Origin of the sequence: Microbacterium sp. SCN 69-37 (assembly GCF_001724435.1) — a bacterium.
Lineage (GTDB): Bacteria > Actinomycetota > Actinomycetes > Actinomycetales > Microbacteriaceae > Microbacterium > Microbacterium laevaniformans.
Genome location: NZ_MEEL01000045.1, coordinates 15,146 through 28,946 on the forward strand (window position 1 = coordinate 15,146; position 13,801 = coordinate 28,946).

A 13,801-nucleotide genomic window follows, 5' to 3' on the forward strand; every position below is an offset into this window, starting at 1 on the left:
CGGACCCCATCCGTTCACGCGCAGGCGGGGCACGCCGTTGCCCGGCCGCGCTCTGCGCCCGTATGCGTGTGGGCGGCAATGACCTCACCGGCGCACACCGTCCATGCGGTGCGCGTGAACCCGATCTCCTCGGGCGCGCCGACGAAGGGATCGCGATCGGCCACCGCGAGGTCGGCGGCGGCACCGACACGGATCCGTCCGGCCGCGCCGTCGCCGATCAGCTCGTGCGAGCCACTCGTGTAAGCGGCGAGCGCCGCGCTCAGCGGCAGCTCCTCACCGACACCGAGGGGCGCGGCATCCGCGACACCGACCTCGCGACGCGTGACGGCGACGCCGATGGCCTCCCACGGGTCGGGGGTCGAGACCGGCCAGTCCGAGCCCATCGCCAGGGTCGCACCCGCGCGGCGAAGGGAGCCGAAGGGAAACTGCCATGCCGCGCGCACGGGCCCGAGCAGCGGTTCGGTGACCGTGCGCATCACCTCATTGCGGCAGGCCCAGAAAGCCTGTGCGTTCACCGTGGTTCCGGTCGCGGCGAATCGGGGCACATCCCGCGGATTGACGACCTGCAGCCCGTGGCGTGCGCGGCGTCGGCGCGCTCCCGCACGCCGGCGACGAATGCATCGACGCCGTCCACGGTGAGGTCGCGAGGCACCCAGATCGCGCCGGTGGGCCGACCACGAAGGCCCGCGGCGAGCGCGAGATGGTACGCATCGGTGAAGTCGGGGATGCTGCCGAACGACGCCAGAGCGGCCTCCTGCCAGCCGGTGACGCCGAGGGAGATCAGGTGGTCGGCGGCGGCACGGATGCCGGGCGCCAGCGCGGCGGGGCTCGGCTCGGGCGCCACACGTCCGACGAGGTCGACCGCGCCTTCGCGCAGCGTCCCCTGCGGTTCGCCGTCCGCACCGCGGACGATGCGCCCGTCCGGCGGGTCGGGCGTCGTGCGATCGATGCCCGCGAGGGCGAGCGCGCGCGAGTTCGCCCAGCCGCCGTGTCGGTCGCTGTCCAGCAGGAGCACCGGCCGGTCGGGCACGACGGCGTCGAGAGCCTCCCGCGAGGGCGTACCGCCTGCGAACCACTCGGCGCGCCACCCCCCGCCGCGCACCCACGCCTGCGGGTCGGTCAGCGAGGCGGCGTGCGCGCGGATCCGTTCCAGGCAAGCCGCCTCCGACCCGGCATCGTCGAGGCTGCAGTCCAGCGCCTCGAGCGCGACGAGCCCCAGGTGCACGTGGGCGTCGGCGAACGACGGCGCGATCACGCCGCCCGCGGCATCCACCTCATCGGCACCGGGCACCGCCGCGCGCGCGGCGGCGAGCGATCCCACCGCGACGATCGTCCCGTCACGAACGGCGACGGCCTGCGCGGGGATGAGCCGCTCCCCGTCGAACACCGGTCCGCCGGTGACGATGAGCGCCGTCATGATCCGGCTCGCAGGACGGGGCGGAAGAAGCGATTCGCCGGTGGTGCCCATACCGCCACGAGCACCGCCGCGTAGACGACGATCTGGCCGATGGACCAGCCGTCCCAGTCGTGGTCGACGGCGAGACTCCACAGCTGCGGGCCGACGAGTGCGACCGCGAGCACGCTGATGAACAGACGCGACAGTCCGCTGCCGCGTCCGAGCCCGGCGGCCGCGGCCACCGACAGCAGTCCGAAGAGGATGATGCCGGCACCGATCAACGAGACGCCCATCACCAGTGATCCGGGAACGTCGTAGCGGGTGAGCAGGAAGAGGATTCCGAACATGGCGTTCGCCAGGCCGCCGACGTAGACGAGCGCCACGGCGATGGTCACCGGCACCGGCCGCGACACCTCCCGGGTGTGCGAGGTGGCGTGCGGCGCGGCATCACGCAGCGCACGCGCGACGTAGCGGCGCTGCACGGCCCGAACGATCTCGATCAGCACGATGGCGCCGATGCAACCGGCCGTCACGACCAGCGCCGTCGTCTGGCCGGGATCGACCAGCAGGAAGAACTGGCGCGACAAGGCCACCGAGAAGATCACGACGAGGGCGATGAACATCGCGCCCACGACGGCCCCCTTGAACCGGTTGAGCGGGCGGCTGAGCACCGCGAGGATCCAGATGCCCACGACGGCGAGAATGATCGTCGCGCCCGTGCGCACCTCGTCGACCGGCGTCCCGGCGCCGCGCACGATGAGGGTGTACAGGGTGAGGGTGAGCGCGACGACCACGCCCGTCGGAATCGCGAAGCTCAGCGAACGGCGCAGGAACCCCGGGATGTAGCGCTGCGCGTTGGGCATGAGCGCGAGGAAGAAGGCGGGGATGCCGATGGTGAGCCCGTCGGTGATCGACAACTGGCGGGGCAGGAACGGGAACTCCAGCACGAGCACACCGAACAGGATCGCCAGCAGCGTGGCATACGTCGTCTTGGTCAAGAACAGCATCGAGACCCGCTCGATGTTGGCGATGACCTGCCGCCCCTCGGCGACGACGTCGGGCAGGTGCGAGAACCGCCCGTCGAGCAGCACGAGGCGCGCGACCGCCTTCGTCGCCGCCGCACCCGAGTTCATGGCGATGCCGATGTCGGCGGTCTTGATCGCCAGCGCGTCGTTCACGCCGTCGCCCGTCATCGCCACGGTGTGCCCGCGGGACTGAAGGGCGAGGACCATGCGCTTCTTCTGATCCGGCGTGACACGGCCGAAGACAGTGTGCTCCTCGAGCACCGCGGCGAGCGCCGCATCGTCGTCGGGGAGTGCGCGGGCGTCGTAGCCCTCCGCGGCATCCACACCCACCTCGCGCGCGATCGCCGCCACGGTGCGCGGATTGTCGCCGGAGATGATGCGGATGCCCACGCCCTGGGCGCGGAAGTACTCGAGCGTCTGCGCGGCGTCGGCGCGCACCTTCTCACGGAAGGTCAGCACGGCGACGGCCGCGAGCTCGTCCGGCAGACGCTCCGCGTCGACGTCGGCCGCCGTGAGCGGCCGCGACGAGAAGGCGAGCACGAGCGTGCGGCGGCCGGTCGAGGCGCGCTCGATCACGGCGGCTCCGAGCGGGTCTGCGATGTCGGTCGCTGCGGCACCGAACACCATCTCGGGTGCACCGAGCACCCACGTGCCCGCCGGATCGCCGTCGTCGTCGAACGCCACGGCGCTCCACTTGCGCGCGGACGAGAACCCGATGCTCTCCCGAGCGACACGCGGCCGGTCCGCCGCCTCGGGAGCGAACGGCTCGCGGAGGGTGCGCGCCGTCGCGTTCGCATCCGGAGTGTTCCCGAACCAGCCGAGCGTCCGCCGCCAGCCGGCGACCTCGTCGAGCAGGTGGGCGTCGTCGTAGGTGATCTCCCCCTCGGTCAGGGTGCCGGTCTTGTCGAGGCAGATCACGTCGACCCGGGCGAGGCCCTCCACCGCAGGCAGCTCGTTGACGAGCACCTGTCGCGCGGCCAGGCGTGCCGCTCCCACCGCGAAGGTGATCGAGGTCATCAGCACCAGCCCGAGCGGGATCATCGCCGTCAGCGACGCGATCGTGTTGACGACCGCCTGCACCCAGCTGCCGCTCTCCCACGCGGCCCGCCATCCGCCGGCGACCTGCATCTGGGCGTTGAGCACGAGCAGACCGATCGGCCCGATCGCCCAGCCGACCCAGGTCAGCACGCGGTTGATCGAATCGCGCAGCTCCGAGCCCACGAGAGAGAAGCGCTTCGCCTCGTCGGCGAACGCATTCGCGTAGGCGTCGGCGCCCACGCGCACGACCTGCGCATCGCCCTCCCCGCCGACGACGATCGACCCCGACAGCGCCTCGTCGCCGGGGTGCTTGTCGACGGCATCCGACTCGCCCGTCAGCATCGACTCATCGATCTGCAAGCCTCGCGATCGCACGATGCGCGCGTCGGCCGGCACCTGGTCTCCGGCACGCAGCACGAGGATGTCGGCGAGCACGACGGCCGATTGCGCGACGTCCTGCTCCGTGCCGTCCCGGCGCACGCGCGCCTGCGCGGCGTTCAGCAGCGCGAGCTTGTCGAGGGCGGCTTTGGCCCGGAACTCCTGCACCGAACCGATGACCGCGTTGGCGACGGCGGCGAAACCGAAGAGGGCGTCCTGCCAGCGTCCGAGGGCGAACAGGATGCCGAAGCACGCGAAGACGATGCCGTTGAACAGCGTGAACACGTTGGCGCGGATGATGCTCAGCGCACTGCGACTGGTCTCGGCGCGGTAGGCGTTGGACCGACCGTCGGCCGTCCGGACATCGACCTCCGCGGCGCGCAGTCCGACTGCGGGATCGACCTCCTCGATCGGTGCGGGCGCCGTGGCGCCGGGGCTGTTCATGGCTTCACACTAAAGGAGCGGCGCGGCTCGCGTCCCCACGAATTCCGCGCCGCTCCCGAAGGGCCCCGCCGAAAATCAGCCCTTCGTCGCCCCCGCCAGAAGCCCCCGCACGAAGAAGCGCTGCAGGGCGAAGAACACGACCAGCGGCACGATGATCGAGATGAACGTGCCCGCGGCCTGCAGGAACCACTGATCGCCCCACGTCCCGGACAGCGAGTTGAGCGACTGGGTGATCGGCAGCGATGACGAGGGAGCGAAGATCGTCGCCACCAGCAGGTCATTCCACACCCAGATGAATTCCAGGACGGCGAACGACGCGAGCGCCGGCGCCGCCAACGGCAGGATCATCCGGAAGAAGATCTGTCCGTGGCCGGCCCCGTCCACCCGCGCCGCCTCGATCACCTCGCTGGGGATCTCCGCGATGAAGTTGTGCAGCAGGAACACCGCCAGAGGCAGCGCGAAGATCGTGTGCGCGATCCACACCGTCGCGAAGCTGTGCTCGAGTCCGCGCAGATCCAGCGCCGGGAAGACGGTGACGTCGCCGATCGTCATCCCTCGGGAGAACAGGCTCAGCAGGGGCACCAGCGCCATCTGCAGCGGCACGATCTGCAGGGCGAACACCGCGATGAACGCGAGGTTGCGCCCCTTGAAGTCGATCCAGGCGAAGGCGTAGGCGAGCAGCGAGGCCACCGCCAGCGCGAAGAACACGACCGGGATCGTGATCGCGAGCGAGTTGAGGAACGACTGGCCCAGAGTCAGCGCGGTGCCGCCCGAGGTCAGCGCCTTCTGGAAGTTCTCCAGCGTGAACGACGGGTCGGTGAACACCGTCCACCAACCGGTGCTCTGCACGTCCGAGCCGGGGCGCAGCGAGGTGACGAACAGGCCGAAGGTCGGGATGGTCCAGAAGATCGCGATGACCAGCGCCGCGATCGTCGCCCCCTTGGAGGTCAGGCGCTTACGCGCCATGGCCTCGTGCTTGCGCGTGTCGCGGGAGACCTGTCGAGCCGAGCGGGTGTCGGTGACGGGCTCGATGATGTCGACTCCGGTGCTCATCGGATCTCCCTCTGCTTGCGGATCTGGATGATGTTGAACACGATCAGCGGCGTCACGAAGATGAACAGCACGACGGCCAGCGCCGCCGCGTGCCCGTAGCTCTGGAAGCGCTGCTGCTGGTTGACCATCTCGAAGGCGAGCACGGACGTGTTCGCGCGACCGCCGGTCATGACGGCGACGATGTCGTAGATCTTCAGCGACGCGATGGCGACCGTGGTCACCACGACGACGATCGACGAGCGGATGCCGGGGACGGTCACGTTCCTGAACCGCTCCCACGCGTTCGCGCCGTCCAGCTCCGCGGCCTCGACCTGCTCCGGCGGAACCGCCTTGATCGCGGCGGAGAGGATGACCATCGCAAGTCCTGTCTGGCTCCAGATGAAGACGACCATCAGCAGCAGGCTGTTCACGAGCGGCGTGACGCTGAGCCAGGCGACGGGGTCGCCCCCGAACGCCGTGATGATGGCGTTGAGCAGACCCAGCTGGTCGCCCTGACGGTAGTCGTACATGAACTTCCAGATGATGCCCGCGCCGACGAACGAGATCGCGAAGGGCATAAAGATCAGCACTTTCAAGAACCGCTCGCCCGCGGCGCGATCGATGAACACGGCGTAGGCGAGACCCACGATGGTGGCGATCGTCGGGCAGATGAGCACCCAGATGACGGTGTTGATGACCGACCAGGTGCCCTCGGGCTGCGTGAAGACCCACACGTAGTTGTCGAAGCCCACGAACTCGGCACCCGTCTTGTCGAAGAACGACTGCACGAACGTCGCGAAGAACGGGTAGATGAGACCGATCAGCAGCAGCACCGCAGCCGGGGCGGCGAAGAGCACGAGCTGGAAAAGATAGCCGGCGCCCTTGCGTGCGCGGTAGTCGAGTACGAACAGTGCGGCACCGGAGACGAGCGCGATGCCGAGCACGTAGATGAACGCGTTCGCGTACGGGCGCAGCAGCAGCAGGGCCAGGACCGGGATCGCGAAGCAGGCGACGAGGCGGATCCAGAAGTAGACCCGCCCGGGACGGGGCGCGTACTCGATCAGCAGGAGCAGCACACCGACCACGGCGGCGAAGGCGACGAGGATGATGGGGATCTGCACGATCGGGCCCATCACGCCGAGCCACTGGAAGAACGCGGTGAGCGAGACTCCGGGGATGACGATCTTCGCCGGGTCCTCCACGGGAGTGCTCAGCAGGAGCAGCACCACCAGAGCCAGCAGGATGACGAGCGCACCGGTGGCGATACCGGCGGTGACGCGGGGTGAGAAGGCGCGGCGCGGACCGGAGTCAGGCGCCAGCCCGTCGGTCTTGTCTCGCGCGGGCGCGGTGATGGGTGCGGACATCGATGAGCCTCCGTGTGCTTCGGTGGACGCGGAATGGGAGCGAGACGGGGCGCGGGCGCCACGGGCGGGATGCCGAGGCTACGGCATCCCGCCCGCGGTGTCACGCGGCAGGTGTGACTAGTTGTTGTAGCCGGCCTGGATGTCGCTGAGGACCTTGGCCTGGTCCTTGCCGTCGATCCAGTCGACCATGCCCTTCCAGAACGAGCCGGAGCCGACCGTGGCGGGCATGAGGTCCGACGCGTCGAAGCGGACCGTGGTGTTCGGGTCCTGCAGCAGCTTCATCGCCTCGGTCAGGAACTTGCTCGAGGCCTTGCTCGGGTCCGCCTTGAGGTTGGCCGAGATGGCGCCGCCCTCGCTGACTCGCGCGTTGGCGAAGTCGGCGCTCGACATGAACTCGAGCACCTTCTGCGTCGCCCCGCTGTCTGAGAAGCCCGCGACGAACTCGCCGCCGACCTCGATCGTGGCCGCGCCCTCCTTGTAGCCCGGGAGCACGAACGCGTAGACATCGCCGTCGGGCGCGACCTTGGGAGCCTGACCCGACGCCGTCTTCACCGTGAGGAAGTTGGCCGTCAGGAACGACGCCTGGTGGGTCATCGGGCACGAACCGTCGGCGACCTTCGCCGCGACGTCACCGAATGCCGTGCTGTTGATGCTCTTGACATCACCGAAGCCGGCGTTGACGTACGACGGGTTCAGCAGGATGTCGCCCACCGCGGTGAAGGCGTCGGCGATCGGCTTGTCGGTGAACTTCACCGAGCCGTCGACCCACTGGTCGTAGACGTCGGGGCCGGACTGGCGCAGGACAAGGTCCTCGATCCAGTCGGTGCCCGGCCAGCCGGAGGCGCCGCCCGACTCGAAGCCGGCGCACCAGGGCGCGGCCCCCGTCTTCTCCTGGATCGTCTTGGTCAGCGTGAGCAGCTCGTCCCACGTCTTCGGAACCTCGACGCCCCATTCCTTGAACTTCGCCGGGGAGTACCAGACGTAGCCCTTGATGTTGGCGAGCATCGGTGCGGAGTAGAACGTGCCGTCGATCGTGCCGTACTTCTTCCAGTCCGGCGACCAGTTGGCGTTGACGTTGTCCTCCACCGCCTGCGGCGCCTTCTTGACGTCGCCCGTGCCGACCAGGGTCTTCAGCAGACCCGGCTGCGGCACGATCGCGATGTCGGGCGCGTCGCCACCGGTGACCTTGGTGACGATGTTCGCCTCGAAGCTCTTGTCACCGGTGTACTGCACGGTGATCCCGCTCGTCTTGCTCCAGTCGTCGAAGACCTTCTGGAGGGCGTCGGCCTCGGAGCCGGTGATACCGCCCGAGATGCGAACCGTCCCCCCGGCCGCCCCCGTTCCGCTGGCGCTGCCGCCGCTACTGCCGCCCTCGGCGCAGCCCGCGAGTGCGAACGCCGCCACGCCCATGACAGCCAGAGGCGCAATCCAGCGCCGCCGTGACATCCCCATGTGATTCCTCCTCATTGAGTGCTCGGATGATTCCTGATGCACACGGCCCCGTTCCGGAACCGATTCCAGGCCAAGCTATTGGACCCTCTCCCACGACGCAACCCGACGATTGTCACAACCCGATAACAACCACTACCGCGCGGCATCCCGCGACACGAAGATGAGAGCAACCGGTTCCATACTGAGCCGTGAGATAGTCAGCGAACAGCGCTCGAGGAGGAGCACCGATGGCCGGCATCGCCGAAGTCGCCGCCCACGCAGGCGTATCGAAAGCGACGGCCAGCCGCGCTCTCAGCGGCGCCGGATACGTGTCGGAAGCGACCAAGTCGCGCGTCCAGGCCGCCGCCGCAGAACTGGGATACGTGCCGTCGGCAGGTGCGGTGGGCCTTGCGACCGGGCGCACCCAGAACATCGGTGTCGTCATGCCGTACGTCAACCGGTGGTTCTTCGCGGAGGTGCTCGAAGGCATCCAGCAGGCGCTGCTGGAACGAGGTCTCGATCTCACCCTCTACGACGCAAAGCCGGGCACCGAGGGCCGTGCCCGCATCTTCGACGATTTCCTCGCACGCAAGAGATTCGACGGCTTGATCGCCGTCGGTCTGGAACCGGTCGATCACGAGTTGGAGCGACTGACCCGCATCGACCGCCCCATCGTCAGCGTCGTCGGCTCCAGCGAGCTGACGAGCGTCGTCGCGGTCGACGACGACTACGCGGCACGGCGGGCGACCGAGCATCTGATCGCCCTCGGCCACCGCGACATCGCGTTCGTCGGCGGTGCACCGCAGAGCCACTGGGCCCACGTCGACCAGGAGCGGCTGTCGGGCTACCAGCACGCGATGACCGAAGCCGGGCTGGCGAGCTTCATCCGCCACGCACACTCCGAAGTGACCCTGCCCGGCGGCTACGCCGCCGCCGCCGACCTGCTGAGCGATACGCGCAGGCGTCCCACCGCCATCGTCGGGGTGTGCGACGAAGTGGCGATCGGCGCCATCATCGCCGCACGCCGTCTCGGCATCCAGGTGCCGGCCGCGCTCAGTGTCGCGGGCATCGACGATCACGAGTTCGCCGAGATGTTCTCCCTCACCACCCTGCAGCAGGTGCCGCGGGAGCAGGGGCGGGCTGCGGTGAGCGTCTTGCTCGCCGAGATCGCGGAGCCCGGCCGCGCCCGCACCGAGCTGCGCATTCCGGCGCGCCTGATCGTCCGCAGCTCCACCGCAGGCATCCCTCCGGTCGAGAGCGGCGTCTGAACGCAGAGAACGCGGAAGGCCCCCGGGAGATCCCGGGGGCCTTCGCTGCAGTTCTTCGAGAAGAGCTGATTACTTCAGGGTCACCGTCGCGCCGGCCTCCTCGAGGGCAGCCTTCGCCTTCTCGGCGGTCTCCTTGTTCGCGCCCTCGAGCACGGCCTTGGGGGCACCGTCGACGACGGCCTTGGCCACCGTCTTGATGACCTGGATCTTCTTGTCGCCAGCGGCCTCGAGGATGACGTCGAAGGAGTCCTTCTCCTCGACCTCTTCCGCGCCACCCGCGCCACCCGCAGCGCCGGCAACGGCGACGGGGGCAGCAGCGGTGACGTCGAACTTCTCCTCGAACGCCTTCACGAACTCGCTGAGCTCGACGAGGGTCAGGCCGGCAAACTGCTCGAGCAGCTCCTCAGTGGTGAGCTTCGCCATGATGTATCTCCTAGATAGGTGGGGTGTGGGGAAAGAGCTCGCCGGTCGCTTACGCGGCTTCGGCGGTCTCCAGCTTTTCGCGAAGCGCGTCGATGGTGGCCGCAACCTTGCCCATCGTCGCCTTCATCATGCCCGCCGCCTTCGCCAGCAGAACCTCGCGGCTCTCCAGGGAGGCGTACTTGTTGATCTCGTCGGCACTCAGGGCGTTGCCCTCGAAGATGCCGCCCTTGATCACCAGAAGCGGGTTGGCCTTGGCGAAGTCACGCAGAGCCTTGGCGGTGGCGACGAAGTCACCGTGCACGAACGCGACGGCCGAGGGACCCTTGAGGTCCTCGTCCAGCGCCGTGATCCCCGCGTTGTTCGCGGCGATCTTGGTCAGCGTGTTCTTCACCACGGCGTAGCTCGCGTCCTGACGGATGCTGTTGCGCAGCTGCTTGAGCTGGGCGACCGTCAGACCGCGGTACTCGGTCAGCAGTACGGCAGTCGAGTCCTCGAAGTTCTTCGTGAGCTCGGCGACCGATGCATCCTTCTGCGCCATGGTCACTCCTTGATGTGAATGTGACACTCCGCGGTGGCGGAGCATCGGCCGTGATCGCCGCTCTCGCGAGCGACGCCCACAACGCGAAAAAGCTCCGGCGCAAGCGCACGGAGCTTCGAATCGGTTTCCCGGAGACTGTCTGTGACACCTGCGCGGGCCCCTGCGATGCAGAGCTTCGTCGGCGTCCGCCGTAGCGGACGACGAGACCAGCGGTCTTTGGCTTCGTCCAGCATACGTGAGCCCACCGGACTCGCCAAATCGGCGGCGGCTCGGGTGTCGCGTCCGTCCACGTCGACGGCGCGGGTTAGCCTCGATGACATGACTCCGGAAGCTCTCGCGCGCGTCGCGCCGGAGCTGGCAGAGCGGATCGTCGCCGACTCCCGCGATCGCGTGGGATGGATGCGGGCGCGATCTCGCGGCATCACCGCCACGGACGTCGCACAGCTGACGAGCCCCGCCGCCATCGCCCGCGCTGCCGATGCCAAGCTCGGAGCAGGCCGCGGCTTCTCCGGCAACGCCTTCACCGACCACGGGCGCCGCCGCGAGCCCGAAATCGCGGCGTGGGTCGCGGCGACCCACGGCATCCACCCGTCGTCCGCGCTCTTCCACGCCGTCGTGGAGAAGCGCCATCTCGCCACCCCCGACGGCATCACCGTCGACGCGGACGGGCGTGTGATCCTCGCTGAGATCAAGACCACCAACAAGACGTGGAAGTCGATCCCGCGCACGTACCTTCGACAGGTCTGGTGGCAGCAGCACGTGCTGGGCGCGGAGCGCACCCTCGTCGTCTGGGAGGAGCACGACGGATTCGTGCCCGTCGGCGACGAGCCCCGGTGCGCCTGGGTCGATCGCGACGAGCGCGAGATCGGCAGCCTCGTGCGCTTGGCGACCGAGCTGATCGACGAGCTCTACCGCCGCACGACGCGGCGCCGGACGGGCGTGGAGACGGCGGTGGATGCCGTCGCATCCCGCCCGCGCGAGCCGTACCGCGCTCTGGCTCTGAGCGACTGATCCGGGCGACATCCCCCACCTGGGAATAGTTGACGTAGGTCAACGTTGACCATATAGTTGACCAAGCTCAACCGTTGACTAACGTCAACCACTTCGCCGCTCTCGGCGTCACCTCCGCAACGCAGCACCTTTAGGAAATCCCTCTATGTCAGAAACGCTCGCCGCCGGCACCGCGCCGCGCATGAACCATCGGCAGGTCCTCGAAGCCCTGTCGGGGCTGCTGCTGGGCATGTTCGTGTCCATGCTCGCCTCCACGGTCGTCTCCAGCTCCCTGCCCGTCATCATCCACGACCTCGACGGCAACCAGGCCGCCTTCACGTGGGTCGTCACCGCGACCCTGCTCACGACCGCGATCTCCACCCCCGTCTGGGGCAAGCTCGCCGACCTGACGAATCGCAAGGTGCTCTACCAGCTCGCGATCGTGATCTTCGTCCTCGCGACGGCCGCGGCCGGCTTCTCGCAGTCGCCGGAGATGCTGATCGCCTTCCGCGCCGTGCAGGGAATCGGCGCCGGCGGCCTCGCGGCCCTCAGCCAGGTGCTCATGGCCGACATCATCAGCCCCCGCGAGCGCGGTCGGTACATGGGCCTGTTCGGCGCGGTCATGGCGCTCGCGACGATCGGCGGCCCGCTGCTGGGCGGTGTCATCACCGACGCGTGGGGCTGGCGCTGGAACTTCTTCGTGTCGCTTCCCGTCGCCGTCGTGGCGCTGGTCCTGGTGCAGGCGACTCTGCACGTGCCCGCACGACGCCGTAAGAAGACGACCATCGACTACCTCGGGATCGTGCTGCTGTCGGCGGCCGTCTCGCTGCTGCTGATCTGGGTGACCAACGCCGGCACGACCACGACCGGCGACTGGTGGGATCTCGGCAACAACGACTGGTGGAGCCTGACCACCGTGCTGATGGTCGGCGGAGCGATCCTCGCGGCCCTGCTGTTCGTGATCGTCGAACTGCGCTCGCGCGAGCCGCTCGTCCCGCTGACGCTGTTCCGCAACCGCACCTTCACCCTGTCGGTCATCGCCTCGATCGCCACCGGCATCGCGATGTTCGGCGCATCGGTCTTCCTCAGCCAGTACATGCAGCTGGCCCGCGGCGCGACGCCCACCGAGGCGGGCCTCATGACCATCCCGATGATCGCCGGCCTGCTGGTCGCCTCCGTCGGCGTGGGAACCCTCGTCACCCGCTACGGCAGATGGAAGCCCTACCTCATCGTCGGCGCGGTGCTGCTGATCGCCGGCTCGTACCTGCTGTCGACGATCCACTACGACACGAACTTCGCGATCGTCTCGGTGTACATGTTCCTGCTCGGCGCCGGCGTCGGCATGACGATGCAGAACCTCGTTCTCGTCGTGCAGAACACCACCCGTCCCGAGGAGATCGGCGTGGCGAGCTCCGGCGTCACCTTCTTCCGCAGCCTCGGCGGCACGATCGGCGTCTCGGTGATGGGCGCCGCTCTCGCGGCGCGTGTGGTCGATCTCGTCGCCCAGCGCAAGGAGGACATCACCGCCGCGATCATGGGGCTCGGCGACCAGGCGCAGTACTGGGCGCAGCAGCTGCAGACAGGCTCGCTGCCGAAGGTGTCGGCCATGCCCGATACGCTTCGAGTCGTGTTCGAGGACATCTACGCCAACGGCATCTCGCACTCCTTCCTGATCGCGGTGCCCTTCGCGGTGGTCTCGCTCATCGCGATCGTGTTCCTGCCCAACAAGCCGCTCACGACGATGACCACCGTCGAGCGCATGCAGGCCAGCGAGGCCGACCTCGCCACGGTCTCGGTTCCCGAGGCGATGGAGACGCTCACCGCCACCGGCGCCGTGCGCACCGTGCCTGCCGGATCCCGAAACGATGGCTGAGACGGCCGAAGACTCCGGTTCCCGCACCGCCGCGGTGCGGGAACTGGAGTCCGAGTTCGGTGAGCTGATCACCCGCTTCCAGCGGGTGATCAGCGAGATCGCGAACCGGGTGAGCCCCGGCCTTCTCCCCGGCGCCTACAAGGTGTTCACGACGATCGCGCGCCGCGACGGCGTGACGCTGTCGTCCCTGTCCGATCTGCTGATGATGGACAAGGGCCAGCTGAGCCGGACCATCCGCGAACTCGAGTCGCTCGGCCTCATCTCCCGTTCCCCCGACCCGGCCGATGGCCGCTCGAGCCTCCTCGCCCCGACGCCGGAGGGTCTTGCCCGTCTCGAGGCGGCGCGCGCGCCCCAGCAGGGACTGCTGCTCGACGCGATCGTGGACTGGCCGCTGGACGACATCAACGCCCTCACCCGGCTGCTGCGGGCGCTCGGCGACAGCGTGACCCGGCGCTGACGGCGATGCCGCTCGGCGCCGAGGAGATGAGCCGAGGAGATTAGTGGCTCTTCGGACATTCGGTGGGGGTCATGGGGTGAGTCCGCCGGCGGCGAGGAGCATGCGGAGGCGGTAGTTGTGGCGGTTGCGGTAGCCGCGGGCGAG

At 68.7% G+C, this 13,801-nt stretch carries 12 protein-coding genes; 4 read left to right on the forward strand and 8 right to left on the reverse strand.

The features are described 5' to 3' along the window. Window positions 1-14: 14 nt before the first annotated feature. The 6 genes from ABS64_RS12700 to ABS64_RS12725 all read right to left on the reverse strand — a co-directional run bounded on the left by ABS64_RS12700 (window position 15) and on the right by ABS64_RS12725 (window position 8,129). Window positions 15-617: an amidohydrolase family protein gene (locus tag ABS64_RS12700; RefSeq protein WP_292683967.1), complete on the reverse strand. Its 603-nt coding sequence runs from the start codon at window positions 615-617 to the stop codon at window positions 15-17. Then, window positions 512-1,417 carry an amidohydrolase family protein gene (locus ABS64_RS12705; protein WP_292683950.1) on the reverse strand — a complete coding sequence of 302 codons (906 nt, stop codon included), beginning with the start codon at window positions 1,415-1,417 and terminating at the stop codon, window positions 512-514. Before ABS64_RS12705 ends, ABS64_RS12700 begins: the two co-directional genes overlap by 106 nt. Next, window positions 1,414-4,281, reverse strand: a complete 2,868-nt coding sequence (locus ABS64_RS12710) for an HAD-IC family P-type ATPase (protein WP_292683951.1) — start codon at window positions 4,279-4,281, stop codon at window positions 1,414-1,416. The genes ABS64_RS12705 and ABS64_RS12710 overlap by 4 nt, the downstream gene beginning before the upstream one ends. 75 nt (window positions 4,282-4,356) lie before the next feature. Then, window positions 4,357-5,334 (reverse strand): carbohydrate ABC transporter permease, encoded by a 978-nt coding sequence (locus ABS64_RS12715; protein ID WP_036290167.1) that lies wholly within the window; start codon window positions 5,332-5,334, stop codon window positions 4,357-4,359. Further along, window positions 5,331-6,677 (reverse strand): sugar ABC transporter permease, encoded by a 1,347-nt coding sequence (locus ABS64_RS12720; RefSeq protein ID WP_292683954.1) that lies wholly within the window; start codon window positions 6,675-6,677, stop codon window positions 5,331-5,333. The genes ABS64_RS12715 and ABS64_RS12720 overlap by 4 nt, the downstream gene beginning before the upstream one ends. 117 nt (window positions 6,678-6,794) lie before the next feature. Further along, window positions 6,795-8,129: an extracellular solute-binding protein gene (locus ABS64_RS12725; RefSeq protein WP_292683956.1), complete on the reverse strand. Its 1,335-nt coding sequence runs from the start codon at window positions 8,127-8,129 to the stop codon at window positions 6,795-6,797. 227 nt (window positions 8,130-8,356) lie between these two features. On the opposite strand from ABS64_RS12725, the gene ABS64_RS12730 reads away from it, so the two are divergent. Next, window positions 8,357-9,376, forward strand: coding sequence for a LacI family DNA-binding transcriptional regulator (locus ABS64_RS12730; protein ID WP_292683958.1), 1,020 nt, complete (start codon window positions 8,357-8,359; stop codon window positions 9,374-9,376). Between the two features lie 69 nt (window positions 9,377-9,445). Here ABS64_RS12730 and rplL read toward each other — a convergent pair whose 3' ends face one another. Continuing rightward, window positions 9,446-9,799 (reverse strand): 50S ribosomal protein L7/L12, encoded by a 354-nt coding sequence (gene rplL / locus ABS64_RS12735; protein WP_292683960.1) that lies wholly within the window; start codon window positions 9,797-9,799, stop codon window positions 9,446-9,448. A 49-nt stretch (window positions 9,800-9,848) separates the two neighbouring features. Continuing rightward, the gene (gene rplJ / locus ABS64_RS12740; protein ID WP_292683962.1) at window positions 9,849-10,337 is read right to left on the reverse strand and encodes a 50S ribosomal protein L10; all 489 of its coding nucleotides are present in this window, start codon (window positions 10,335-10,337) and stop codon (window positions 9,849-9,851) included. 318 nt (window positions 10,338-10,655) lie between these two features. Between rplJ and ABS64_RS12745 the strand changes: the two genes are divergently transcribed. The 3 genes from ABS64_RS12745 (at window position 10,656) to ABS64_RS12755 (ending at window position 13,657) form a co-directional block, all read left to right on the forward strand. Then, on the forward strand, window positions 10,656-11,348 hold the full coding sequence (locus tag ABS64_RS12745; RefSeq protein WP_036290175.1) for a YqaJ viral recombinase family protein: 693 nt from the start codon (window positions 10,656-10,658) through the stop codon (window positions 11,346-11,348). 145 nt (window positions 11,349-11,493) lie between these two features. Beyond that, on the forward strand, window positions 11,494-13,200 hold the full coding sequence (locus ABS64_RS12750; RefSeq protein ID WP_292683965.1) for an MDR family MFS transporter: 1,707 nt from the start codon (window positions 11,494-11,496) through the stop codon (window positions 13,198-13,200). Then, window positions 13,193-13,657, forward strand: a complete 465-nt coding sequence (locus tag ABS64_RS12755; protein WP_036290176.1) for a MarR family transcriptional regulator — start codon at window positions 13,193-13,195, stop codon at window positions 13,655-13,657. Before ABS64_RS12750 ends, ABS64_RS12755 begins: the two co-directional genes overlap by 8 nt. Window positions 13,658-13,801: the final 144 nt, after the last annotated feature.

Coding starts and splice junctions, on each gene's coding strand:
- ABS64_RS12705 (WP_292683950.1), bottom strand. CDS start 1,417: ATGACGGCGCTCATCGTCACCGGCGGACCGGTGTTCGACGGGGAGCGG.
- ABS64_RS12710 (WP_292683951.1), bottom strand. CDS start 4,281: ATGAACAGCCCCGGCGCCACGGCGCCCGCACCGATCGAGGAGGTCGAT.
- ABS64_RS12715 (WP_036290167.1), bottom strand. CDS start 5,334: ATGAGCACCGGAGTCGACATCATCGAGCCCGTCACCGACACCCGCTCG.
- ABS64_RS12720 (WP_292683954.1), bottom strand. CDS start 6,677: ATGTCCGCACCCATCACCGCGCCCGCGCGAGACAAGACCGACGGGCTG.
- ABS64_RS12725 (WP_292683956.1), bottom strand. CDS start 8,129: ATGGGGATGTCACGGCGGCGCTGGATTGCGCCTCTGGCTGTCATGGGC.
- ABS64_RS12730 (WP_292683958.1), top strand. CDS start 8,357: ATGGCCGGCATCGCCGAAGTCGCCGCCCACGCAGGCGTATCGAAAGCG.
- rplL (WP_292683960.1), bottom strand. CDS start 9,799: ATGGCGAAGCTCACCACTGAGGAGCTGCTCGAGCAGTTTGCCGGCCTG.
- rplJ (WP_292683962.1), bottom strand. CDS start 10,337: ATGGCGCAGAAGGATGCATCGGTCGCCGAGCTCACGAAGAACTTCGAG.
- ABS64_RS12745 (WP_036290175.1), top strand. CDS start 10,656: ATGACTCCGGAAGCTCTCGCGCGCGTCGCGCCGGAGCTGGCAGAGCGG.
- ABS64_RS12750 (WP_292683965.1), top strand. CDS start 11,494: ATGTCAGAAACGCTCGCCGCCGGCACCGCGCCGCGCATGAACCATCGG.
- ABS64_RS12755 (WP_036290176.1), top strand. CDS start 13,193: ATGGCTGAGACGGCCGAAGACTCCGGTTCCCGCACCGCCGCGGTGCGG.